Source organism: Peribacillus muralis (assembly GCF_001645685.2).
GTDB lineage: Bacteria > Bacillota > Bacilli > Bacillales > DSM-1321 > Peribacillus > Peribacillus muralis_A.
Genome location: NZ_CP017081.1, coordinates 19,553 through 44,161, shown reverse-complemented (window position 1 = coordinate 44,161; position 24,609 = coordinate 19,553). Strand labels below are relative to the sequence as shown.

The following is a 24,609-nucleotide window of genomic DNA, read 5'->3' as shown; positions in this document are numbered from 1 at the left end:
ATAAACCATTTCACTATAGAAAACACTTTTAGATAATAAGTCATAATATTTGTATAATTAATAAAGTTAAAAACGTGCATTTGAATTTTCATGTGCAAAATAGCCCTTAAAATTGGCGCAATTTATCTCCAAAAGTGACACCTGGAGGTTCTTCATCTATAGTTTTATATCCACAACAAGGACAAGTATATTTCATACAATCACCTCGACTATTCTTATTTACCATGATTTCTTGTTCAACTAAACTGCCCCGTTAGTTCCATAAGAAAAGAGCTGCCTTAAAGACAGCTCCGATCTTCAGCTAACGGACCCGTTAGTTCATTTCATTTTGATAGTATATTCTGGAGTATCATAGAGCGAACATTCCTCATATGGCTTTTCCTTTGCTAAAATAAAGTAAATACCAAGAATAAAAGTAATGATTAAAATGACACAAATTACCCAAAACATCAAAGGATATTGATAATGTACTGTTACTGTTGTAACTCCTGAATTCATATCTGTTGTTGTTATTGTATTCTTAATAGGGTCATAAAGCATGTCCACTATTAAGAGGTTAGAAAAGATGAAAGAGTAAGAAAAATTCCTATCGCACGTTTCATCATTATCACCTACTAAAACTGTTAAACTGCCCTTAAAGGCAGCTTGGATCTTCAGCTAACGCAATTGTTAATACTACAAGGCTTTTTGTAGTGTTGATACAAACTGTACAGAAGATGAAATCTAGAGAAGTATAGCAGCAGTCTCAATTACTACTCAACCAATCATTGATTCATATTGTTACGAACAGCAGGATATAGATTTATCAAAAGCATCCTCAGGAATATAAATAATACCATCTTTAATTTTGTAAGGAATACCGTTTTTTTTCAACAACTCTGTTGCATTACTATTGTTTTTTTCGCCCCATCTTATATACTCACCCTTGTATTCTTTTTGGCATCCAATTGCTATTGTAAAGAGTATAAAAAGGCATATGGTCAACGTTACTTTATTTTTCAAAAGATAAACTCCTTTACAGATATTGTTATGTGGAAATTGTACAGCCTATGGCCGAGTTTAGAAAAAATATAATACTTTTACTTTTTTAGTTTAAAAACTATAAAATCAGCACATCTAAAATCTTCTTCAAATGAAGGATATTTTTTTAACATCTCTTTTGATGGCTTCGGTTCTACGATGCTTTCTAAAATAAAACCTGTTTTGATTAAAGTGTTTATATAACTTGTTAAGGTTCTATGGAAGAATAACATTTTTTCTTTATCTCCTAAACCTTGTTCATACGCACCTTCATAAAAATATTTATCTACGTTCCAATGCAACTTTTTACCGTCTTTTGTTTTCTCCCAACCACTTTCTGGAGTAACAAAACAAGGATGTAAAATCGAAAATATAAAACAGCCTCCATCTACTAATAACCGATACATTTCTTGAAATGCTTTTTCGTAATTTGCAAGGTCTTGAATAACCATATTGGATACTATTAAATCGAAACTTTTATCTTCTAAAGAATTCAAGTCCTCACAATTCCCCTGCCTATAATCAATTAACAAATCAATTGGAGTTCTTCCTTTAGCAATTTCTATCATCCTTGGTGAATAATCCACAGCAGTAACAGTCGCTTCGGACCTGGCTAAAATTCGACTTAAATACCCTTCACCACACCCGGCATCTAAAACTTTTTTATAATTTACCGTATCCATAAGTGCTAATAAAGTTGGATTTAAAAACACTTCTTTATGATGGTCTCCTTGTTCTGTATGATTTGCTGTATATGTATCCGCGAAACTATCCCACCTTTTAATTGCTTCTTCTGTACCAACATTTTGTTTCACTTTATAGCCTCCCTGTCCTACTGTGAATTACCCTGCCCCTTTAATTGCAAAAGTAAAAGCTGCCTGAAAGACAGCTCCGATCTTCAGCTAACGCAACCGTTAGTTCATTAAGAAAAGTGAAATTACTTTAAGAATCGCGCCCTTTAATTGAAGAAGTTACATGACATTCTTCATTTCTTTTTTCTTAAATATCCCTACCAGTAGCAAAATAAGTCCTATGATGAAACCGATTGGAAACAAGTACCACATAATCAAGGCTGCCCAAGGATCTTCAACAATAAATGAGTATGGTAAACCAACCGCAAAAGATAAGAATGGTGAGATTGCCAACATAAGAGCGATGCCCCAAACAATACATTTTCTTTTTTTCGACTTGCCTTTGCTAAGTTGATAAGCTAAAAATACTCCTATAAATGCAATTCCATACCCTACAGCAAATGCCATCTTTTGTTGCTCCCCTTTGTAAATTTACAATTATGTGTAGCTCTGCTGATTTAGATCAATATATTTCTACCTTATTTTAACATAATTTCCAATACTATTTAAGAAGTATCTTTAACAAAATGGCCCAATGGTTGAATAAAGTTCACAGCACTCTTCAACTAACCTGCCCCTTTAGTTCCATAAGAAAAGAGCTGCCTTAAAGATAGCTCTACTCTTAAGCTAGCATGCTCATTCGTTCATTAAGAATACTTTAAAACTGTATATTTAAAAATACAAGAAATACTCTTTGAGATTTTCCCCATTTTATAATTCTTTTTTCACGCATTGTACTTTGTAAATACTGCCTGACTTTTCTATTTTCAAAAAAACAATCGATGAAATTTTTCATCTTCATATATATCTTTGAACAAAGTATGATTCTTCGGCATTTCTATATTTCGATCGATTTTTCGAGTATCCAAAGAATGTTCACCGAGCCCTGCGGAAAGAATGCCTAAAAGGGGTCGTTTTTGGTATGGAAACAAAAAAATTGGTGTTAATTTTTCTGGTTTCTAAAATGTAAAGACTTGTTATTATAAAGGTATCAAAAATTGGAAAAGAGGAGTTAAAATGACAGAAAATCAATTTCAAGCTTTTAAAGAGCTACATGATCAAGCGGATGTGTTGTATCTCTTTAATTGTTGGGATGTAATGTCTGCAAAGATTATTGAGGGTAAAGGTGTCAAAGCATTAGCGACTAGCAGTTATGCGATTGCTGATGCCTGGGGCTACGCAGATGGAGAAAAATTACCTTTTGATAATCTAATTTGGTTTTCTAAGCAACTAGCCCATAATTCTAATGTACCTGTTTCCGTTGATGCAGAAGGGTTATATGCAGATTCTCTAGAAACACTCTACACTAATGCTCAATCTCTTTTTACTACAGGTATCTCAGGAATTAATTTTGAAGATAAAAAAAATGGCTCCGATACTTATGAGCTATGGAATGTTAATGAACAAGCAGACAGGATTCAAACCCTAAAGCATGCTGCTACATCTTTAGACACCAATATATTTGTTAATGCAAGAACAGACGTATTTTTTCAAGAAGAGAAGCACTCCATTGATTTAGTAAAGGAAGCGCTAAATAGAGCTGATGTCTATGCTGATGCTGGTGCGGACGGTATATTTATCCCAGGGCTGACCAATATAGAGCTGATCGAGGAATTTTCTAAAAATTCTCCTTTACCAGTTAACATTATGCTGACTTCATCTACTAATATCGAGAGTATTAACTGGAAAGATGTTGGTGTAAGCAGGGTAAGCTATGGACCACATTCTTATTTCCAAGCACAAAATATTTTAGCAAATCAGCTCACATTTAGGATTTAGGAGGCAAAGAGAAAATTATGATTACTGACCAAAGGACAATCGATACATTTTATACAATGCTAATAGAGAGAAACTCAAACTATGAAGGCACTTTTTATGTAGGGGTTCGAACGACAAGCGTATTTTGCAGACCAACTTGCCCTGCCAAAAAGCCTAAAAAAGAAAACTGCGAGTTTTTTTTAACGGCAAAAGAAGCTACATTGGCTTCCTACAGGCCTTGTAAAAGGTGTCAGCCATTAAATACACCTAGTTCTTTATCCCCTGAAGTAAAAAAATTAGTTGTAGCTATAGAAGAGAATCCTCAAAAAAAATGGACGGATAAAGATTTTGATGACTTATCCATTAGCGCTAACACAGCAAGAAGACAATTTAAAAAGCAATTTGGGATGACTTTTATTGAATATGCTCGAGCCCGCCGTCTTGGTGTGGCATTTAATCATATTCGCAATGGTAAACCTTTAATTTACACTCAGCTTGATAGTGGATTTGAATCCAGTAATGGATTTCGTGATGCTTTTACGCGCATCATGGGGGCCGTTCCGAAGAGAAATAAACAAGTAAAACTCTTAACGGCAAAGTGGATTGAAACAAAATTAGGTTCGATGATTGCAATAGCCGATGACGCCTCTCTATATCTTTTAGAGTTCGTTGATAGAAGGGGATTAGAAAAGGAAATTGAGAATATGCGGACAAAACTTTCTGCCGCTATCATACCTGGAACAAATCAAATTCTCCAGCATCTTGAAAATGAACTACAGGAATATTTTGAAGGTACTCGCTTTTCCTTTCAAACACCCATTACAGATGAAATTGGATCAAGCTTCCAAATGGAAGTTTGGAGGATACTGAGAGGGATACGCCCGGGAAGTACAATTAGTTACAAAGATTTAGCAATGGAAATAGGAAATCCTAAAGCTTATCGTGCTGTCGCTGGAGCAAATGGAGCAAATCAAATTTCCATTCTTATTCCTTGTCATAGAGTGATCAATACAAATGGAGATCTTGGTGGGTATGGAGGGGGCATTCAAAGAAAGTCTTGGCTGCTTGAGTTAGAGAAAAAACATAACCATATTTTATAAAGGGATATAGTTAGCACGTGGGAGCTTACTATATCCTGTCATGAACACTTTCCACAAACTTTTATCTCTAATTTTTTCAATGTTCTCAAAGGAGATAGATAGCAAATCGCAGTGTGAATATACTGCGCTTGTTGAACTATCCTGCACCAATTCTTACGTGACAATTTTAAAGATTCTACAAAAAAAGTCTAACTGATAAAGTAAGTTAGACTTAGTCTGTCTACAAAGCCCCTGGTAAACAGGGGCTTTGTTTTATTCATCTCTTGTTTAAAGAATTGCCTAAAAAAACGCACGTGGTCTCATCAAATATAGGTGACCACAGTACGCCGCTATAATTAGACGCAATTGATGCTGTCTACGAGATCATTTTTAGGTTACAACGATTCTAGAAGCATCTGCTTCTTATCTTGATAACTCCTGCTGAGTGTCTGCTTAAAACAATATGAATTTCCATGTTGAACTATCCTGCCCCGTTAGTTCGTTAAGCAAAGCCATTCTTATTAAAGAACCGCGCCCGATTGCATGCTATTTTTACTTATCTTACAGTCCACATGAACAATGATTAAAGAGGATAATGAATTAATACTGAACACTTTACTATTTTATTGCCATTATTCCTGTAGATATGAGGTTTATCTGCATCAAAAATAATAGTGTCCTCGCAATCGACTACATAAAGCTTATCATTAACTTCAACTTCTAAAGTCCCATCATTTACAAAAATGTATTCTTCAACACCTGCATTATGCGGTTCTGATTTATGTTCACATCCTGGTTCTAGGGTTATTAAAAAGACTTCAAACTGGTTTTCTGGATTGAATGATACAAGTGGATACACACGATATTGTCCATCATTTTCAATAACTGGCTCTACTTCATTTTTTTTTATTAAAGTAACAGATGGCCTATCTTGACTAATTAGTGAAGAGAATGATAATCGTAACCCATTAGCTATTTTCCAAAGAGTTGTTACAGTTGGATTCGACTCGCCTCTTTCGATTTGTCCTAACATCGTTTTGCTAACCCCTGTTAATTCAGATGTTTTTTCTAAACTCAAATTCCTTTCCTGCCGGACACGTTTTATATTTTTGCTGATACTTTTATTAATTTGTTCCATAAATGAACCTCCAATAAAATATATATACGTTATATTGCACAATTATACGTTATAGTATACTATATGAACTATATAGCGTTCGAATATACACTATATAGTCCAAAATATATGAAAAAGGGGAAATTGTCTATGGAAAACCGTTCTATATTTTCAGGTGTTCATCAAGTTATTGGTAACACTCCCATGGTTCACCTATCTAGAATTACAGAAGGTCTTGATGGAAATATTTTTGCTAAACTTGAATATTTAAATCCTGGCTTCAGCAAAAAAGATAGAATTGGTTTACAGATAATTGAAGAAGCTGAAAAGGCAGGATTACTCAAGCCTAATCAAACTGTTGTGGAACTGACAAGTGGCAATACTGGTACAGGACTGGCTATTGTATGTGGAGTGAAAGGTTATAAATTTGTTGCTGTAATGTCTAAGGGAAATTCCTTAGAAAGAGCAAGAATGATGGAAGCACTGGGAGCAGAGGTTGTATTAGTAGACCAAGCCCCTGGTTCACCGGTAGGGCAAGTATCTGGAGAGGATCTCGCAAAAGTTGAAGAGGTCGCAAAACAAATAACAAAAGAAAGAAACGCATTTCGTGCAGACCAATTTAATCATATTGGAAATATACATGCTCACGAATATCACACGGGTGAAGAAATGTGGAGACAAACAAATGGAGAAATAGATGTTTTTCTAGATTTTGCAGGTTCTGGTGGTACCTTTACCGGATGTGCAAAAACTTTAAAAAAGTATAAACCCGACATTCGTTGCTACTTAGTTGAACCAGATTCTGCTCCCTTTTACTCTGGTAAACCTGTAATGAATCCAAATCATAAAATTCAAGGCGGGGGATATTTAATGAACTTGCCTCTTTTGGATAAACATTTAGTTACAAACTATATTCATATTACAGATGAAGAGGCTACACAAGTTGCAAGAGATTTAGCAAAAAAAGAAGGAATATTTGCAGGATTTTCTTCAGGAGCGAATGTTGCTGCTGCACTAAAACTATTGAAACAGGAAGAAAAAGGAGCAAATATCGTATTAACTATAAATGATTCTGGTCTTAAATATCTAAGTACAGATCTATATAAATAAATAATTTGCTTCCCCTTCAATCTAATTTCTGCGAATAACATAAGAAAGTATCGACTTGATTTTCGATACTTTCTTATTTATTTTCAAAATAATCACTACCTCTTCATAAAAAAAAATCCTTTTAAACTCAATTTTATCATTTTAGCTTATTCGATTATATGGCGAAAATAAACAGCACTCTTGAACCATCCTGCCCCGATAGTTCATTAAGAAGAAAATATTTAACTATGTATTTTATGGATCTTACAATTTATTTGTAATTTTATCTGTGTTTTGCCTTATCAGGGCTGCAATAAATATTCCGATTGGCAGTCCCAGTAATACATTCCCCATGAAATGTTCACTTAACTTTATACATACAATTACAGCTAAAACACCTAAAACCAAGCCAATTAACTTGTATAATATATTCTTCAAATAATTCACCCTATTACCTTCAAAGTCTTGATGCTTGTTCCTTATCTCAAAATATCAAAACTTATGTATTGGTAATTCGTCCTTTAATCAACTAACCTGCCCCGATAGTTCCATAAGACAAAGGAACCTTCCAAGTAAGAACAAATTATAAAGGTTTAATCAAATAAACCATCTCCATAATTTGTTCCATCAGTATCCAAAATGACTACCTTTGATTTTATTCGAGTAAGTGCTACAGCTATATACGGATTTGGCTCAGGGTTTTTATTATAGGATGTCCGAATGCAGATGATAGTCTTTTCACTATCTTCTTTTACTTTCAGCACTTCAATGGTATTTCCCTTTCTTTCACCGCCCATTGATATTAATAAAAAGTCCTCCCCTTCACCTCCTTTAAATTTTTTGTAACCGACAATCGATGTATCTTTCTCGATTTTTTCAATATAATTCCCGGTTTCATCATCCGTCAGCCTTTCTTTATCCACTACCCGGTAGTCCACTTGATTGATGAATCCGATGAATATATGAATAGCGATGATGAGTGGAACCCCTATAAAGAGTATTTTCTTTCCTATAACATATTTCTTTAAGAAAAAGTATAGAATCGCCAGTGTGAATACCCCGAGGCTCAACACAGCATACGGCATTCCCTCAAAACCGCCAATCACAAAAAAGGAAAACACTAAAATCAATATACCTAGCGAAAATAGAAGTAAGAGTTGCGTTCTATCCTTTATCCCTTTTACAAATACATAAGCGAGTCCGAATACAATCATTGCTACGATTATTCCTGCTTCATAAACATATATAAAAATACTTATCTCTCCCTTGGTTGTTTTTTATAAAAGGATATGTTTGAATACCCCTGTCAGTTTATTAATCTAAATTAGATATGCGTTGCAATAAGAACTAAATATGTAGCCACAATCTGAACAATAGTAAGAAATAATCTAGGAAGGTTTATTCCTTAAATTATCATAGGAAAACATCTGAACAAATTTAAACTCGGTTCCAAGAGCTCTTTCTTAATATTGTTTGAGTTACATTTAGGGCATTGGTCGTCGTTCATTCTCTTTTACACACACTTTATTTGGATAACATTACTAATTAGTAGGATACCACATTCATTTATTATAACTGTTCTTAAGGAGTATTAATGTTTACCGCACAGTTCGAGTACATACGCTTATGGAACTATCCTGCCCCTTTAGTGCCATAAAAAAGGCTGCCGTAGCAACCCCCTTATTGAAGTAAAGCAACCATTAGTGAAAGAAGCTCGTTGCTTATAATGGCAAACTCATAGTAACTGCCCTAATGTTAAATCCCATTTTTTCGTATAGTTTAATAGCTTGATTCTCTGCAAATACACTGAGGCGGACTTCAGAGTATCCATCTTGTCTTAAATGGTCAATGGCAGTTCTCATTAACCGTTTAGAAATTCCATTCCCTCTAAATTCTTCTATAACAAATAGTTCATAAATAAATCCACTCATCTTATCAGTAAATTGATCTTTACTTGCCCCTATAAGAATCCATCCCATTAATTTATCCATCTCTGTTGCTATTAAATAATAGCTTCCCTTTTCCAATAGAGGTTCAACAAGATGTTTGATTTTTTCATTTGTAGGTTTTACTTCACCCAATGTGCCATCAAATACAGCTTGTGGAGAAAGTAATATAACTTTTTTGAGTTCCGAATCGTTAGGTTTTCTAATATCCATTAATAATGTCGAGTCCTTTCAATATCCTTTTATAAAAGTTTAGCATAATATCCCAATATTCTTCTTCCAAAGTCTATAATTACTTTGATTTCTTGTTCAATTAAACTGCCCCTTTAGTTCCATAAGAAAAAGAGCTGCCAAAGCAACTCCCTTAAGCACCCGTTAGTTCGGTTCACTTATTTCTAATATATTCTGGAGTATCCCAGAGTGGACATTCCTCATATTGCTTTTCCTTTGCTAGAATAAAGTAAATTCCAAGAATAAAAGTAATGATTAAAATCAAACAAATTACCCAAAACATCAAAGGATTTTAATAATGTAATGTTACTATTGTAACTCCTGATTTCATATCTTTTCTTGTTTCTGTTTCCTTAACAGGGTCATAAAGCATGTCCACAATTAAGTATGTTAGTACAGATGAAAGAGTAAGAAAAATTCCTATTGCGCGTTTCATCATTTTCACCTCCTAAAATTGTTAAACTGGATAAGGCGGTCTAAAGACAGATCCAATTATAAGCTAACACACCCACCCGATATCTTAATAATTTACCGATATTGAAAAGAGTAATAAGAAAGCTAAAACGACTATAATAACTACTTTTGATAATTTTATTAGGTTTTCACTTTCAAATGTCTTATTTGTTACAATGGATTTGAATAATAAGAATTTTCACACAAAAAATTAGGAGGGATTTATTAATGTTTCCAGGAACTCTATATGAAACACATGTTCAAACAAAAAATTTAGAAGCAGCAATAGAATTTTATAATAAACTAGGATTAGATTTAGCTCATTATATTGAAGAGCGCCGTGTAGCATTTTTTTGGTTTGATAAAAATAAAAAAAGAGAACAAATGCTGGGTGTTTGGGAGGTTTCAGAAGAAGAATTTCATAAAAGCCACTTTGCATTCAAGATTAACTATGAGGATATAATTAATGCAAGAGAATGGCTACTCAATAAAGGTATAAGTCCAAGATCGGCTTTTGGTCTTGAACCTACTGAGCCCATGGTACAAACCTGGACACCTACGGCTAATCTTTATTTTTACGATCCTGACGGCAAATCATTAGAGTTCCTTTGTTTACTTCCTGAAAAGAAAAAAAATGTGGTACAAGATGTCATGTATTTAAGTGAGTGGGAGAAAATGGAAAACGAAGAATGAATTTGGTTTTTGACTCAGTGTGTTACTAGCAAAATAACTAAAGAACACTTTTGCTGCTCCTTTGAATATTGCGATATTCCGTATTCGGGCGCGATTGTTGAATAATTCCCAATCTCTCAGTGATATTAATGAGAAATTGGGATTTTAAATACTGGAATTTATCTAACGTTGTAAATCCGCATTTTCCTGACGCTACACCTTAATGAACTAACGCACCGGTTAGTTCATTAAGGAAATCTTCTCTGTGACGCCCATTCATTCGCTTTATCGGCTAATTCATTAACGAACTGCTGCTTTCCTTCTTGATACTTGTTATGTTCGTTAGGAAACTGTTTTGTTAAGTTGATTTTCAATTCTCCATACTTTTTAGCTTCCACCGGGTTCTTTATCAAGTATTCTTTAAAATCTAAATGGATTTTTATTTGTTCACTTTCGACTTGAAAGATATGTATATGATGTGTTCGATTATCCTTTCCTTTTGGAAAATATCTTCTTCCAGCAATCCCATTCTCACCTTTTGGTTCATACCCCAATTCCAACATTTTATTGTTGTATAAATCAATGTTTTCAATATCCTTTACAACAATTAAAATATCTATTATCGGCTTTGCGTAGCCTATTGTTGGTATAGAGGTACTTCCAATATGAAAAATATCAACTAATTCATTTCTAAGAACTTCTTTCAATATTTTCTCTTCTTGACTGTATGATTCTTCCCATTCATCGGTCCAAGCAAGCATTTTGGTTTTTCTCAATAGGATATCCTTTTTTTACATTATTAACTAAACATTACAATTTATCTTATTTGATATTCTTGTTCAACAATCCTGCCCCGTTAGTTCTATAAGAATTAAACAAATTTATTATCACTAAACAATTGAAACTCATGAACATATTGGAACTCAATAGATGCTTTTGAAACCTTCTGTTCCTAAGGATTTAATGTCATTTTTCATCTCTTTTTTATTTCTATTTTTTCAATGCTTAATATTGATTTTTCTTGTAACGGAAAAATCACTTCTTTTTCTTTTCTGATAGGTGGTGTGACAAGATCTTCACCCTCAAATTTCTTCAAAAATTCCAAATATCCAATAAAGCTAATTGCAGGATTATCTTTTGTTGCTTCTGCTGTAATTATTGTATGAGAATAGGCTGGATTGAAGAAATATAAGTCTTCAAGATTTTCAACTAATGTCCATGACACATAATGATTATCATAATCCACTTCATTAAGGTCTAAATGAACTCTTCTTATTTTCCCAGTATATAGTAAACGTTTTGCATGCTCACTTACTTCTTTATCTTCACTGTTCTCCCAATTACGAAAATCTTTTATTACCTGTTTCCAAATTTCATCTGTTATATCTAAACTACTTCTACGACTTCCTTCTTTTGTATGATTTACCCATTTTAAAAATAATTTTTCTAGTTTCATTTTCCACTCCTTATTTTTAATACATAACATTATACTTTCTTAAATAATTTGATGTCTTTGTTATTTTCCTAAAAACTAAAAAGACCACCTATAAAATAGTAAGTGGTCTCTCACGATCTTTAAAGAGATAGGAAATTCCGTTCATCTTTTATGCAAATGATTAAAATCTTTTTAAGACGGTGCGACTTTTTATAAACAGTTCAACTCTATTTCAAAGCCACACTTATTTGAGCGTTTCACCTAATTATTTAAGATCCTGGAATCCTGCGTGCTAAGCTCGTACTTCATTGTCGGCTTTTTTTGCACGAATTAATGTACTTTTACTAATGCCAGTTTTTTCATGGACCTCTTTATAGGAATGCGTGTTCAGTAGTTCAAGAGCATGCTCAATCTGCTTTTTATTAAACTTTTTGGGTCGACCTTCTCTAAAATCATCACGTAATTTAGCTATAGCCTTACCTTCTTGGGTTCTTTCAACAATCATGTCCCTCTCAAATTCTGCAAAAGCACTCATAACACTAAAAACTATTCTTCCCGTCGTGCCTAGGCTATAAGTTTATATTCTCCAAACAAAAGTCAGCAAAAAAACACAAGTAAGAAAATTGCTACTTGTTTTTGGGTCAGTACATTTTCAGTATATTTTTCAATAATTGTGGCTTTGAAAAAAAGCCGAGATGTTTTATAAAAAGTTAAAGCGTTTTGAAAAAAGATTGATCAAAATAAAGTTTTTAATTTGTATGAAACATTTGTAAGATGATTATTATAATCATTATTATAATTTTTTGTTTACTTTAAAAATTATGAATAAAAGGTACATATTACCTATTTTACTATTTTGCTATTTACAACGTTCCCAGTAATGATAGATTTATAATGAATAATGTTCCAAATATGTTAAACATTACAGAGAGAGGAGGGGATGTAGATGAGTTATAGTTCGCCTGCAGCTATCTATGATGCTAGTAGTCTAGTAGAAGACCATGCATGGTTTGTTGTTCTATTAGCAGTTCTAATGACTTTTGCTTTTACACTGTTCGCAGCTATGGCAGCATGGTGTTTTTTCGCAAAAGACAGAAAGTTTAGTGGTAAATGGAATTGGAATAGGTCCGGTGTATCTTTGAATGTCGAATGTAAGTAGCTATTCTTAAAATATTCTTTTATTTTATATGTAAGGTATTTAGGTCTATCTAGATTATTAGATAGATCTAAGTACTGATAAAGGGAGGTTCTTATGCTTCAAATCAATAATCTTTCAAAAGTATATGTTGGAGGCATACGTGCAGTTCAAAATTTCAACCTCAAAGTGTTACCTGGTGAGATAGTAGCTCTCGCAGGACCAAATGGTTCAGGAAAGACGACATTAATAGGCTCAATTTTAAATATTATAAAACCCACTACCGGTGATGTTTCTTATCTTCAATTCGAAGCAGGAACCAAAGAATTTAATAGTATAAGTTCCTACATACCAGATGAATTAATGCTGCCAGAATTACTCACTGCTAATGAATATTTCGATTTTATATCTTCTATATATAAAAATAAATCATCCAAATCTAAGAGGGATACTCTTATAGAGATTTTTGATATGTCAAAAGCTATCAACAGGAATATAGAAACGTTTTCACATGGAATGAGAAAAAAGACACAATTGATTTCAGCCTTTATGCTGGATGTTGATTTTATTATATTAGATGAACCCTTTAGAGGGTTAGATATCGAAGCAATTCTTGTTTTGAAAAAACTTATGAAAAACTTTACTAATAAGGGGAAATCCATATTAATAGCCACACATGATCTCAACATTGCAGAAGAAATTGCTGACAGAGTAGCCATAATCTCAAAAGGATACAAAGTTGCAGATGGTAAAGTACATGAATTATTACAGGATAATCATTGCCAAACCATTGAAGAGTTATTCTTAACTGTGTCTAATTTAAAAGAAAGAAGTGCAGGGTATGAAAAACTCATTAATAATTTCTAAACTAATACTTCAGACATGGAAAAAAGAATTTAGCAAATTAATTGATAACTTTCCAAAATTACTTATTTTATCTCTTTTTCTATTGACTATATCTGGAACCGGAGCCCTTATAAGCTATCAAATTACTTCTGACCTAGTTCAAGTATTTTTAACGAATAGTATAGAAACAACATTACCTATTGCACTTACAATAAACATGTCACTTATGAGTTTCGTTTTGTTTATAATCTTTAAACTGTTAACTCAAGATGACGACATGTATTCAACAATGTTTGCGTGGTTGCCGGTTAATACTTTTGAAAAGAATTTAGGTTTTTTTTTACCATACGTAATAGTCGTTTCTATAATAATCAATTTCCTATTGACGTTGCTATTCCTTCCCTCTTTATATGTTAATAATTTTGGAATAGGTAACATCTTATTAACATACTTAGTTGTTAATTTACAAGTTATCCTTATTCTGTCGTTAGCAAATATCATATATAACACTTTATTCTACTTAACTAATAAGTTGAAAATCCCTTTTAATAAAAACCTTACAATTATTTTGATGATCACAATGGTGTTTTATTATTACACAATAAATTTTATAGATGTTGAAGCTTATTTGACAGAAGAATTTAAAATTGATTTATTTTCATTAATGACAACTATTTATGCTGCTACAACAAATTCTGTATCAAATGTATTAAATCTACTATTTCTCTCACTTATAGTTTTTGGCGCGATTATAAACTTGAATTTTTTATCTTTTTATATGGTATCTACCAATATAGAAAAACAATATATTAAACCTATACAATTTACAAAGTTTAAAGACAATATCTTTTTCAACTTAATAAAAAAAGAAATATTGTGCCAAACCAGGGATGTAAACAACATATTAAATCTTATAACATCTTTATCAATAATTTTCTTAGTGAAAATATATTTTGGCAATGGATACAATGAGATGATCCTTCTAGGATCTTCTACTATTGTAGGTTTAGTAGCGTTTAGTTCATATGCTAACAGTAAGTCTTACTTGCCATTATATAAAATCTATAACTTATCTAATTTTAGAGTACATAGCGCAAAATTATTAGGATTGATTCAGTTAGCAATTCTACAGTTTGTATTTATTTCAATAATCACTTTTACTTTTGTAGAAGATTGGCTTGTATATTTATATTCTCTTGGAATGATTATTGGATCAATACTTATGTTTTTTATTTTAGGTACTTTATTTCCTGTATCTAAAAATAGTGTCTTAACCAATGTTTTAACTATCGTTGTTCTAGTAATTGTTGCACTTCCACTTTTTATCATTGTTAATTATGTAAGTTCTTTGATCTCTCCAACATGGAATATCTTATTTATACTTTGTATCGGATTAATAATGATTATGTTATCATCCATTATCTTTAAATGGAGACTTAATAATGAATATAAATAACTGGATTCCCAAATTATCTGAGAGTGTAAAGGGCATAGACAATGCTTTATACGATACAGATTTGGATCTTACTATTCCCCTTAACAACATTGCAAGAATAATCATAAAAGAAATGGATGGAAAAATTGGAGGTCATCAAGATCATTGGCGGCCACCATTTTGCCATTTAATAACATCGAACCGGCTCACCCTCTTGAGGGAAGCCGGTTTTTTACTGCAATAATTCATGTTACTCGATAGTGGCCCACATCTCGCGGGGATTCAGTTCATAAATGCTGTTTTCCCTATACATGATGCTTCCGATGATAAGCTCCCGTCTTATCGTTGCGTAATCATCATGAAAGGTTTGAATGAATGAATTCAAGTCTTTTTCCTCATATTTACGACCGTTTTCCAAAAGGCTAGCTATATGATAAAGAACGATCAATTTCTTTTTCCTTTGTGCTGGAATGGTTTTCAATCGACCATCTGCCGTAAGGAAATTTTCAAGGATCTTTTTTTGCTCTCCTGACAGTTTTTGCGTATCCATCTTGGATTCCCCTTTTTTTAATATCATTTCAGGCAATGCCCGAGAATAATGCTGAAGGACATCATCATTTAAGAAATAATATACCGAATTTTTCTCCCTGCGATCTCTCACTAAATTAATCTCCTTCAATTTAGTCAGATGATGTGATATGGTTGGGGCGGTCAGACTTAATATGCCTGCTATTGCCTGGCCGCGTTTTGGTCCATTTGCGAGAATCGATATAATCCTGATTCTCGTCACATCGCCCATCGTTTTATGGAATGCGACCAATTTTTCTATTTGCACGCCTGTACCTCCTAATTAGATTGTTGTCTAATTAGATAATAATCTAATTAACTTCCATTTTCAAGTAAATATTCACTTTCCTACATGGCTATGACTGAACTGATGTATAATAAAGATATCAAATAATGTTAATGAAAGAGTTAGGAGCTGTAACATGGCCAATACACATATTTATACGAAAAAAGAAGAAGTGGTCAATGCGATAACTCACGGAATCGGTGCGTTATTGAGCATTGCCGCCCTAGTATTCTTAATCATACACTCGGCACAGGAGGGACCGCCTTGGCATGTTGTCGTTTCAGTCATTTATGGCGTCTCCATGCTTCTTTTATATCTATCATCTACCCTGGTTCATAGCTTTCCGGAGGGGAAAACAAAAGATTTATTCGAAATCTTCGATCATTCAGCAATCTACATATTCATTGCAGGCACATATACGCCGATTATGCTGCTTGTAATACAAGGAACCCTCGGTTGGACGTTGCTAGGGATCATTTGGGGAGTCGCGATAATTGGAGTCGTCTTCAAAGCTTTCTATGTGAAAAAGTTCTTATTCCTTTCAACGATTCTTTATATCGCCATGGGGTGGATGATCGTGATCGTATGGGGTCCGCTGACTGCAACGATGCCTTCTGCTGGCATCCAGTTGCTGATTGCAGGGGGGCTGCTTTACACGTTTGGCGCAATCTTCTATGTATGGCGCGGTTTTCCCTTCCACCACGCCGTTTGGCATGTATTCGTTCTTGGTGGCTCGGTCACACACTTTTTTGCTGTATTGTTTTATATCATTCCACTATAAGTCATTCCAGCGTTTCCTTCATTTGGCTTACCTTAGGAAATCTAAAAGGTTTTTGGTTTTAAAAGACTTCTTTTAGGAAATAGATAAGGTATACAAACTTCCAAGGAGGAAATGACAATGAAAAGAACATTGAAAGTATTATCAGTACCATTTGCGGCCATGCTAGTTTTGGCTGGATGCGGGGAAGACAAGGACGAAGTGAAAAATCCACCGGTTCAGGAAAATGAAAACCAAGCGGACACGAATACTGAAACGGGAACGGATAATAATAATGAAAAGCTACCATTCGCGTTCAAGGACTTCCAATTGGAGGTTGACTATCCAGGTAATGATAACGACTATGAAGCAGAATATGATGCTACAGGGGCTCAAACGGAAGCTTCCATTGAAGACGAAGCGAACAACCACAAAGTTCTTGGTGATGAAGCCATGAAAGAATTGACTCCTATGTTAGAGAAATTGACTTTCACGAAAGATTCCAAAGATGAGGAAGTCATTCAAGAAGTGACAAAAGTGTTTAATTTGAAGGATGACTATGAAGAGTTTGATTTAGAAGTCGTTTTTGATGATGGCACGAAAAAAGAGTACAAAGTGAACAATAAATAAAGACGCAAAAAAGGTATCCACCATTAATATGAAGGCTTACTTATATTTCCTCAACGGTTGTCAAATGGCCGATCGTATAGTAAAATGGATACGGTTAGCAAAGGGGATAACATATATTTGCTATCATATTCGGACTTATGGGGATAGGACCGCAATAAATAAATGTAAAAAAGATTCTTTTATAAGGGTCTTTTTTTTCTATTTCATAAATGGATAACAAAGAGGGGGGGAGGGACCGAAAACCGATCCCCTTTCTTGCTTTAGCCTAGGTAAAGCTTAACGGGAAAGTGTCGCATTTTTTTTGGGAAGCATATTGGCTGTTGCTAATCTGGATCGAATCGTGATGCCAAGCCAGGATGCAAGGAAAGCCTTCAGGATGCCGACGATGATAAATGGAGCAAAACCACTGGCAAACGCTACTGTCCAAGATAGCGAACTCATATATTTCAACCAAACCGTTCCGATTATCAAGGTAAGTAGCATACCGATTATATTTGCAAGGAAAGCCATTGGCACGGTGAAGCGGGTTTTTTCCAATATCAGGCCTGTTATATAGACTGTTGGTATATAGGATAATAAGTAACCGCCCGTTGGACCGAATATTTTGGCCAGCCCGCCGGACATCTCAGCGAAAACCGGCACTCCTGCGGCTCCGATGAATAAGTAAAGCAAAACCGAAGATGTTCCATAACGTGAACCAAGTATTGTCGCTGCCAGCCCGACAGCCAATGTCTGTCCTGTGATCGGTACCAATGGCAATGGAATCGTAATTTGTGCCAGTATTCCGATAAGTGCTGCAAACAAAGCTGTAACCATCATCATTCTTAACTTCTCATGACTTTCCTTCATTATGCTTCCTCCTATTGTAAACCTATTATAATTATAGTTAACATATTAGAATTTTAATATGTTACGTAAGCACTGTCAATAACATTATGCTTCGCAGTACCTTAGACCCACTGAAAATTCGTTTGTAAAACGTGAAAAAATGCTTAATCTTGACCTCAGGCAGCAAATGAATGAATTCTTCGCTAATTTTGGGAGATCAAAGTGACTTTCATATGTATATATTGGATGCCCGGTTTCTTCCCCATTAATAAGTCTTACATCCCGAAAGAATTGGATAAATTATTCTAAAGGTGGGAGAAAAATGAAACTTTCCGATCTGTCACCCGTATTAAAGGTATGCAGCATAATTGGAGGGGATCATATATCACGAACATCATTATCATTTCGCAGCAAATTGCTATCCTAGGCCGTTAAAGGCGGACTGCTGCCTAGGAAAATCAAATTTAAAGGATGAAAGAGATGGAGTTATTCGGAGTTCCATTAGAAACGATCTATTTATATGGATTAATTATTTTCGGGGGGCTAACATTCTTATTCATTTTGTTTAATGATATATTCTCTGGCCTTGAACTACCGGATATATTTAATCCAACACTCATTTTCAGTTTTTTAACGGTCTTTTTTGCAAGTGGATTTTTGCTTGAATCGCTTACAGGAATCAATAGTGTGATGAATGCCGCGATTTCCCTGCTAATTTCAATTTCCATCGTCACCCTACTGAACGTATTCGTGTTGATTCCCATCTCATCTGCAGAGGAAAGTTTAGCCTTTCATGACAACGATCTGAGAGGCAGGGTCGGCAGGGTCCTGACATCGGTCCCGGTTGATGGGTTCGGGGAGGTCTTGATCGAAAACATCAGTGGAAGCATTGCGAAGACTGCAGCCAGCTATAAGAATGAAGAAATTGTTTCGAATACGAAAGTCTTGATCATTGAAGTGAAAAACGGGGTAATCTATGTCATTCCCCACGAGAATGAATAAGGGGTAGGAGGTCATTTATGTTTAGTTTAATCTGGATTGTCGTTGCCATTGTGGCATTTTTATTGATCGCACTCATTGCTGTTTTTGTTACGAAATACCGTACTGCGGGTCCTGATGAGGCCTTGATTGTAACCGGAAGCTACTTGGGCAGTAAAAATGTCCACGTCGACGAATCAGGAAATAAAATTAAGATTGTACGCGGAGGGGGAGCTTTCGTCCTGCCTGTGTTCCAGCAAGCGGAACCATTAAGTTTGCTTTCTAGCAAACTCGAGGTCTCGACTCCGGAAGTATATACGGAACAAGGGGTTCCTGTCATGGCGGATGGTGTCTCGATCATCAAGATTGGCGGTTCGATCACCGACATTGCCACAGCGGCTGAACAATTTCTCGGAAAATCCAAAGATGACCGTGAACAGGAAGCGCGCGAAGTGTTAGAAGGTCATCTTCGTTCCATTCTTGGTTCGATGACAGTCGAGGAGATTTATAAAAACCGTGAAAAGTTTTCCCAGGAAGTGCAAAGGGTAGCCTCACAGGATTTAGCGAAGATGGGGCTGATTATCGTCTCGTTCACGATTAAAGATGTTCGTGATAAAAACGGATACCTTGAATCTCTTGGTAAGCCAAGAATCGCCCAGGTGAAAAGGGATGCCGATATCGCTACAGCTGAAGCAGAGAAGGAAACGCGAATCAAGCGGGCCGAAGCATCGAAGGAAGCCCAGCGAGCCGAGCTTGAAAGGGCGACTGAAATAGCCGAAGCCGAAAAAATCAACAAACTGAAGGTAGCGGAATTCCGGCGTGAGCAAGATATTGCCAAAGCTCGTGCTGACCAAGCATACGACTTGGAAACCGCCCGCTCCAAACAGGATGTAACCGAGCAGGAAATGCAAATCAGGATCATCGAGAGGCAAAAGCAAATCGAGCTGGAGGAAAAAGAGATCCTTCGCCGTGAAAAGCAATATGATTCAGAAGTGAAGAAAAAGGCGGATGCCGATCGTTATGCGGTAGAGCAGGCAGCTTCCGCCAATAAGATGAAACAGATAACGGAAGCGGATGCCGATAAGTATAAAATCGAAGCCATGGCACAAGCGGAAGCGGAACGCGTTCGTATGGATGGTCTAGCCAAAGCGGACGCACAAAGGGCACAGGGTACGTCTGAAGCCGAAATCATCCGTTTAAAAGGGGTGGCAGAGGCTGAAGCCAAACAGAAGATTGCCGAAGCCTTCGAACAGTTCGGTCAGGCAGCCGTCATGGATATGATCCTGAAAATGCTTCCGGAATACGCCAAACAAGTGGCAAGCCCGCTTAGCAATATCGACAAAATCACTGTCGTCGATACAGGCGGAAGCGGTGCGAATGGCGGGGCCAATAAAGTGACGGGTTATGCAACGAATTTAATGGCCACATTGCAGGAATCACTAAAGGCATCTTCAGGCATCGATGTCAAAGACTTGCTTGAGAATTTCTCAGGGAAGCGCAATATATCAGTAGCCGCCATCAAACAAGAAAATCCTGAAGTGAACATCGATATGGCAGCAGGCAAGGAAGAGTTATAGGAGAAATAAAAAGGTATCGGAATGAAAGCCAATCCGATACCTTTTTAGGTTTTTGAAAGCTCATCAAAGACGGCAAACATAAACAAATCAAATTTTTTCAACGTGAAGCAGAAAGTTATTCAAGATCTTGAAAGAACTGTTTCGTTTTTTCCATTATGACTTCAAATGTTTCCAAGATTTTTAGGCAACCGTTAAGCTGGGGATTGCCGGATTTAGGTGCATTGATGTGATGGTTATTAACTTTGGTAATTCTATAGTTTAAGTAATTCACCTTGATATTCCTAACCATCCGATAAAGAATATGAAAATTTTCCATGTATTTCTTTTAAAAACATTTCAGCAGCAGCGGAAAAAACCTGATGTTTTTTCCAAACAATATTTAAGCCCGATTCAAGTCTTGGCTCTAGCGGTCTAAAACAAAGGTTACTTTCACTAGACGTATTTACTATTTTATCAAGGGTTATTGCATAACCAATACCCTCTTCAACCATGATTGCAGCATTATATGCAAGATTGTAGGTAGTCACGACGTTTAATTTATCGAAATTTTCACCAAACCAATCTGCAAATTCATTTTTAGACAATGTCTTTTTCATAGCCTGCCGTGAACAGATTAGCGGTAAATTTAATAAATCCAGTGCTTGAATGGTATCTTTGAAAGCAAGAGGACTGTCTTTCCTCATAACAACGCCCCAAACATCTTTGGTTGGGATATTGATAAAATTGTATTTAGATAAATCAGCTGGTTCAATTAAAATACCAAAATCAAGCAATCCTTTGTCAAGCCGCTCAGTCACATCGTCTTCGTTTCCGCTGTACAGGTGATACCGTATATTTGGATAACGTAATTGTAAACCTTTTACTACCTGTGCAATCAGTCTCATGGCGTCCGTTTCCCCACCACCTACATAAACGTCACCACTTATTGTTTCTTCCATAGAACTAAATTCTATACCTAATTTATCAACCATATCAACGATTTCTTCTGCTCTCTTTCGGAGGAGCATTCCTTCATCTGTGAGGATGATACTGTGACTACTGCGAGTAAATAGTTTTTTTCCTAACTCTTGTTCAAGATCTTTTAATTGTCTTGACAGGGTTGGCTGTGTAACATGCAAAAAATTAGCAGCACCTGTAATGCTTCCTTCTCTTGCAACAGTAAGAAAATATCGCAAAACTCTAAATTCCATCTATTACGCCTCCTTTTTATTATTTTTAGTATATACGTTTCAGAAATGCTTAACAAGCATGTCTTGATATTTGATATAAGTATTTGTTATAAACAAATGGCACAGCTAGAATAAGTTATATTGAGTGAAGAAAGGATGATGTTATCTATTATTTCTACTAATTAAGATAAAATTGTTGTAATATTCGGCATCAACTGGAATTGGTAATAGGAATATAGAACAAGGGGTTAAAATAGTCATTGCCGCTCGTCATGTCGATTGAAAGCGCTTATTAAATTTTAAACAAACGCTGCCTTTATTACGTTGTTGCAGATGTTACGAAAAAAAGCAGTGTTCAAGCAGTTGTTGATTTGGCAGTTGAAAAATATGGTGGTGTAGATGTACTCTACGCTGGAATAAAGTCATATGCACCACTTTTCGAAGCACGTTTATCTCACCAGGAAAGGGAGATACTGAGCTTCATACAACTAATGTAGTCGCTTATACCATAAGTACACCTGAAACTGCTGTGGTATGTGAGATCTTCATTCGCCCAACTCAAAAAGTTGACTGATGGATAGTTCAATAATGTAAATAATGGTTTTTCCTACAACACAACTGCTATGAAAAAATTCCTATAAACAGGTAGAGACAATTTTTAAAATCTTATAATTTAACAGTTTAAATTCCATTTTATTGTACTGTACCCCTAATTGATAAAAGGAAGTGAAAAAATTGAACTATAAAAAGCTAGCAGGAGAAATCAATTACTTCGTGGGTGGAGAAGAAAATATTAAAAATGTCGTGCATTGTGCAACGCGATTACGATTTAACCTTCATGATAATAAGAAAGCGGATAAAGAAAAACTAGAAAATTTAGATGGTGTGTTGAGTGTTGTTGTAAATAGCGGCCAATTTCAAGTAGTAATTGGAAGCCATGTATCTGAAGTTTTTAAAGAAATACAATCCGCTGTAAATATCGATGGAGATAAAAATAATACAACACCATCAAAGCAAAAAGTAAATATTATTGAAAAGGTTTTTGAAGTTATCTCAGGAAGTTTCTCGCCTTTACTTGGTGCGCTAGCTGGGGCAGGTATGCTGAGAGCATTATTAGCTCTTTTAACAATGACCGATATCCTATCAACTGACAGTGGAACTTACACTATTTTATTAGCTGCCGGGAATGCGATTTTTTATTTCCTCCCCATTTTTCTAGGTATCACAATTTCTACAAAGCTTGGTGCAAATCCTTATGTAGGTGGGATGATAGGAGCAACATTATTAGAGCCTAATTTCATAGGATTGTTACAAGTTCGTGGGGATATAACAGATTTCCTTGGCATCCCTGTTGTTTTAGTGAACTATGCTTCATCTGTATTTCCAGCTTTTATCGCAATCACTATTTATGCTTTATTAAATAGATGTCTAAAAAAAATCATTCATAAAGATTTACAAATGTTTATGCTTCCTATGTTGGCTTTAATTATTATCGTGCCATTAACAATGATAGCATTTGGTCCTGTTGGTATATATATAGCAAATTCGATTGGAACATTTATTAATTTCTTATATGCAGAAACTGGAGTATTAACTGGTGCTATCTTGGGTGGAGGTTGGACCTTCCTTACTTTGTTTGGAATACACACTGGGTTTACACCTTTTATTCTTGAAAATTTAGCAAGTGGAGGAGATCCGATTCTTGCATTAGTGTCTGCGGCTGTCTTTGCACAAATCGGTTTAGCATTCGGGGTGTTCTTAAAAACGGAAGATAAAAAATTAAAAGCACTTGCAGGCTCAACATTGATGCCTGGACTACTTTCAGGAATTACGGAACCAATCCTTTACGGTTTAGCACTTCGGTATAAACGCGGGCTTATTTATATAGCGATAGGTGGGGTAATTGGTGGAGGTGTCAGTGGTTTACTTGGAGCTGTAGCCACAGTATATGCCTTTCCTTCAATATTGAGTGTTCCTATATATTCTCCATTAATTTCTTATGTTATTGCCATGTTTGTAGCATTTGCAGTTTCAGCCGGATTAACGCTTGTACTAGGTTTTGAAGATAAGAAAACAATAGCAATGGACGAAAAGAAATTAGAGTCAGAACCATCTTCTGAAAAAAATGAAACGATTTTGAGTCCATTATCCGGTTTAGTTAAACCATTAAATGAAGTCAATGACTCTGTATTTTCTTCCAATGCGATGGGAAGAGGTGTTGCGATAGAGCCGACAGAAGGACGAGTTACCTCTCCTGTGAATGGTGTTGTGACGATGGTGTTCCCAACCTATCACGCAATTGGTATTCAATCGGATGAAGGCGCAGAAGTATTAATTCATATTGGAATTAATACGGTTTCGTTACAAGGAGAACATTTCTCTTCTGCGATTAAGCAAGGAGACCGAGTGACTCAAGGGCAACATTTAATTGATTTTGATGTCAAGAAAATTAAAGAAGCCGGCTATGAGGTAGTTACACCGATTATCATAACCAATACAGATAATTATATTGAGTTTATTGATTTGAAATCCGATACCGTTCAAGCAAAAGAAGAATTATTAAGATTAGTCGCTAATTAGTTGTGATTATGCATAGTGATGTTACAATATCAAACTTTTATATTCCTTGATATTGTCACTTATACTAAATTGATTTCCTTAAAATGTGGGAAAATAGAACAATTTGAATCCTACAGTTTAATAGCTATTTTTATTTCTGGTAATTTAAAGAAAATGACCTACTCTACATT

General features: G+C 35.2%; 24 protein-coding genes and 1 pseudogene. 12 read left to right on the top strand and 13 right to left on the bottom strand.

The window, feature by feature from the left end:
- Positions 1-780: 780 nt before the first annotated feature.
- From ABE28_RS24040 to ABE28_RS24030, 3 genes are all read right to left on the bottom strand, one after another.
- Complete coding sequence (locus ABE28_RS24040; RefSeq protein WP_064465365.1) at positions 781-1,002, bottom strand: hypothetical protein; 222 nt, start codon at positions 1,000-1,002, stop codon at positions 781-783.
- A gap of 77 nt (positions 1,003-1,079) precedes the next feature.
- Positions 1,080-1,835 carry a class I SAM-dependent methyltransferase gene (locus ABE28_RS24035; protein WP_064465364.1) on the bottom strand — a complete coding sequence of 252 codons (756 nt, stop codon included), beginning with the start codon at positions 1,833-1,835 and terminating at the stop codon, positions 1,080-1,082.
- A 156-nt stretch (positions 1,836-1,991) separates the two neighbouring features.
- Positions 1,992-2,279: a hypothetical protein gene (locus ABE28_RS24030; protein WP_064465363.1), complete on the bottom strand. Its 288-nt coding sequence runs from the start codon at positions 2,277-2,279 to the stop codon at positions 1,992-1,994.
- 609 nt (positions 2,280-2,888) lie between these two features.
- Between ABE28_RS24030 and ABE28_RS24025 the strand changes: the two genes are divergently transcribed.
- On the top strand, positions 2,889-3,650 hold the full coding sequence (locus ABE28_RS24025) for an isocitrate lyase/PEP mutase family protein (RefSeq protein WP_064465362.1): 762 nt from the start codon (positions 2,889-2,891) through the stop codon (positions 3,648-3,650).
- 17 nt (positions 3,651-3,667) lie between these two features.
- Positions 3,668-4,729: a bifunctional transcriptional activator/DNA repair enzyme AdaA gene (locus tag ABE28_RS24020; protein WP_064465361.1), complete on the top strand. Its 1,062-nt coding sequence runs from the start codon at positions 3,668-3,670 to the stop codon at positions 4,727-4,729.
- 562 nt (positions 4,730-5,291) lie between these two features.
- On the opposite strand, the gene ABE28_RS24015 is transcribed toward ABE28_RS24020, so the two are convergent.
- Positions 5,292-5,846 carry a helix-turn-helix domain-containing protein gene (locus ABE28_RS24015; RefSeq protein ID WP_064465360.1) on the bottom strand — a complete coding sequence of 185 codons (555 nt, stop codon included), beginning with the start codon at positions 5,844-5,846 and terminating at the stop codon, positions 5,292-5,294.
- Positions 5,847-5,975: 129 nt separating this feature from the next.
- On the opposite strand from ABE28_RS24015, the gene ABE28_RS24010 reads away from it, so the two are divergent.
- On the top strand, positions 5,976-6,935 hold the full coding sequence (locus ABE28_RS24010) for a PLP-dependent cysteine synthase family protein (RefSeq protein ID WP_064465359.1): 960 nt from the start codon (positions 5,976-5,978) through the stop codon (positions 6,933-6,935).
- A 572-nt stretch (positions 6,936-7,507) separates the two neighbouring features.
- Here the strand turns inward: ABE28_RS24010 and ABE28_RS24005 are convergent.
- From ABE28_RS24005 to ABE28_RS25385, 3 genes are all read right to left on the bottom strand, one after another.
- Positions 7,508-8,137 (bottom strand): YesK family protein, encoded by a 630-nt coding sequence (locus ABE28_RS24005; protein WP_257390836.1) that lies wholly within the window; start codon positions 8,135-8,137, stop codon positions 7,508-7,510.
- Positions 8,138-8,635: 498 nt separating this feature from the next.
- Entirely contained in the window at positions 8,636-9,073 is a 438-nt protein-coding gene (locus ABE28_RS24000; protein WP_064465357.1) for a GNAT family N-acetyltransferase, read from the bottom strand.
- Positions 9,074-9,383: 310 nt separating this feature from the next.
- Positions 9,384-9,530, bottom strand: a complete 147-nt coding sequence (locus ABE28_RS25385) for a hypothetical protein (RefSeq protein WP_156775973.1) — start codon at positions 9,528-9,530, stop codon at positions 9,384-9,386.
- A gap of 242 nt (positions 9,531-9,772) precedes the next feature.
- Here ABE28_RS25385 and ABE28_RS23995 point away from each other — a divergent pair, with 242 nt between their 5' ends.
- Positions 9,773-10,237: a VOC family protein gene (locus tag ABE28_RS23995; protein ID WP_064465356.1), complete on the top strand. Its 465-nt coding sequence runs from the start codon at positions 9,773-9,775 to the stop codon at positions 10,235-10,237.
- Between the two features lie 227 nt (positions 10,238-10,464).
- Here ABE28_RS23995 and ABE28_RS23990 read toward each other — a convergent pair whose 3' ends face one another.
- From ABE28_RS23990 to ABE28_RS23980, 3 genes and pseudogenes are all read right to left on the bottom strand, one after another.
- Positions 10,465-10,992, bottom strand: a complete 528-nt coding sequence (locus ABE28_RS23990) for a GrpB family protein (protein WP_064465355.1) — start codon at positions 10,990-10,992, stop codon at positions 10,465-10,467.
- 197 nt (positions 10,993-11,189) lie between these two features.
- Complete coding sequence (locus ABE28_RS23985; RefSeq protein ID WP_064465354.1) at positions 11,190-11,672, bottom strand: hypothetical protein; 483 nt, start codon at positions 11,670-11,672, stop codon at positions 11,190-11,192.
- A gap of 271 nt (positions 11,673-11,943) precedes the next feature.
- Positions 11,944-12,210: pseudogene (locus ABE28_RS23980) on the bottom strand (recombinase family protein); the annotation flags it as partial.
- A gap of 693 nt (positions 12,211-12,903) precedes the next feature.
- Between ABE28_RS23980 and ABE28_RS23970 the strand changes: the two are divergent.
- Genes ABE28_RS23970 through ABE28_RS23960 form a run of 3 tightly spaced genes read left to right on the top strand, consistent with a single transcriptional unit; the run spans position 12,904 to position 15,311 of the window.
- On the top strand, positions 12,904-13,653 hold the full coding sequence (locus ABE28_RS23970; protein ID WP_064465352.1) for an ABC transporter ATP-binding protein: 750 nt from the start codon (positions 12,904-12,906) through the stop codon (positions 13,651-13,653).
- On the top strand, positions 13,628-15,088 hold the full coding sequence (locus ABE28_RS23965; protein WP_064465351.1) for a hypothetical protein: 1,461 nt from the start codon (positions 13,628-13,630) through the stop codon (positions 15,086-15,088). The genes ABE28_RS23970 and ABE28_RS23965 overlap by 26 nt, the downstream gene beginning before the upstream one ends.
- The gene (locus tag ABE28_RS23960; protein WP_069191730.1) at positions 15,075-15,311 is read left to right on the top strand and encodes a hypothetical protein; all 237 of its coding nucleotides are present in this window, start codon (positions 15,075-15,077) and stop codon (positions 15,309-15,311) included. The genes ABE28_RS23965 and ABE28_RS23960 overlap by 14 nt, the downstream gene beginning before the upstream one ends.
- Positions 15,312-15,317: 6 nt before the next feature.
- Here ABE28_RS23960 and ABE28_RS23955 read toward each other — a convergent pair whose 3' ends face one another.
- Positions 15,318-15,902 carry a DUF2087 domain-containing protein gene (locus ABE28_RS23955; RefSeq protein ID WP_064467377.1) on the bottom strand — a complete coding sequence of 195 codons (585 nt, stop codon included), beginning with the start codon at positions 15,900-15,902 and terminating at the stop codon, positions 15,318-15,320.
- Positions 15,903-16,056: 154 nt separating this feature from the next.
- Here ABE28_RS23955 and trhA point away from each other — a divergent pair, with 154 nt between their 5' ends.
- Positions 16,057-16,701, top strand: a complete 645-nt coding sequence (gene trhA / locus ABE28_RS23950; protein ID WP_064467378.1) for a PAQR family membrane homeostasis protein TrhA — start codon at positions 16,057-16,059, stop codon at positions 16,699-16,701.
- A gap of 117 nt (positions 16,702-16,818) precedes the next feature.
- Positions 16,819-17,307: a YusW family protein gene (locus ABE28_RS23945; RefSeq protein WP_064467379.1), complete on the top strand. Its 489-nt coding sequence runs from the start codon at positions 16,819-16,821 to the stop codon at positions 17,305-17,307.
- A 276-nt stretch (positions 17,308-17,583) separates the two neighbouring features.
- Here the strand turns inward: ABE28_RS23945 and ABE28_RS23940 are convergent, their stop codons facing one another.
- Positions 17,584-18,156, bottom strand: coding sequence for a biotin transporter BioY (locus tag ABE28_RS23940; RefSeq protein WP_064467380.1), 573 nt, complete (start codon positions 18,154-18,156; stop codon positions 17,584-17,586).
- A gap of 459 nt (positions 18,157-18,615) precedes the next feature.
- Between ABE28_RS23940 and ABE28_RS23935 the strand changes: the two genes are divergently transcribed.
- Together ABE28_RS23935 and ABE28_RS23930 are read left to right on the top strand one after the other, a co-directional pair.
- Positions 18,616-19,137 (top strand): NfeD family membrane protein, encoded by a 522-nt coding sequence (locus tag ABE28_RS23935; protein ID WP_064467381.1) that lies wholly within the window; start codon positions 18,616-18,618, stop codon positions 19,135-19,137.
- Between the two features lie 17 nt (positions 19,138-19,154).
- Complete coding sequence (locus ABE28_RS23930; RefSeq protein ID WP_069191729.1) at positions 19,155-20,690, top strand: flotillin lipid rafts scaffold protein FloT; 1,536 nt, start codon at positions 19,155-19,157, stop codon at positions 20,688-20,690.
- Positions 20,691-20,971: 281 nt separating this feature from the next.
- On the opposite strand, the gene ABE28_RS23925 is transcribed toward ABE28_RS23930, so the two are convergent.
- Positions 20,972-21,880 (bottom strand): LysR family transcriptional regulator, encoded by a 909-nt coding sequence (locus ABE28_RS23925; RefSeq protein ID WP_064464664.1) that lies wholly within the window; start codon positions 21,878-21,880, stop codon positions 20,972-20,974.
- 714 nt (positions 21,881-22,594) lie between these two features.
- On the opposite strand from ABE28_RS23925, the gene ABE28_RS23920 reads away from it, so the two are divergent.
- Positions 22,595-24,439, top strand: coding sequence for a beta-glucoside-specific PTS transporter subunit IIABC (locus ABE28_RS23920; protein ID WP_064464662.1), 1,845 nt, complete (start codon positions 22,595-22,597; stop codon positions 24,437-24,439).
- Positions 24,440-24,609 lie beyond the last annotated feature (170 nt).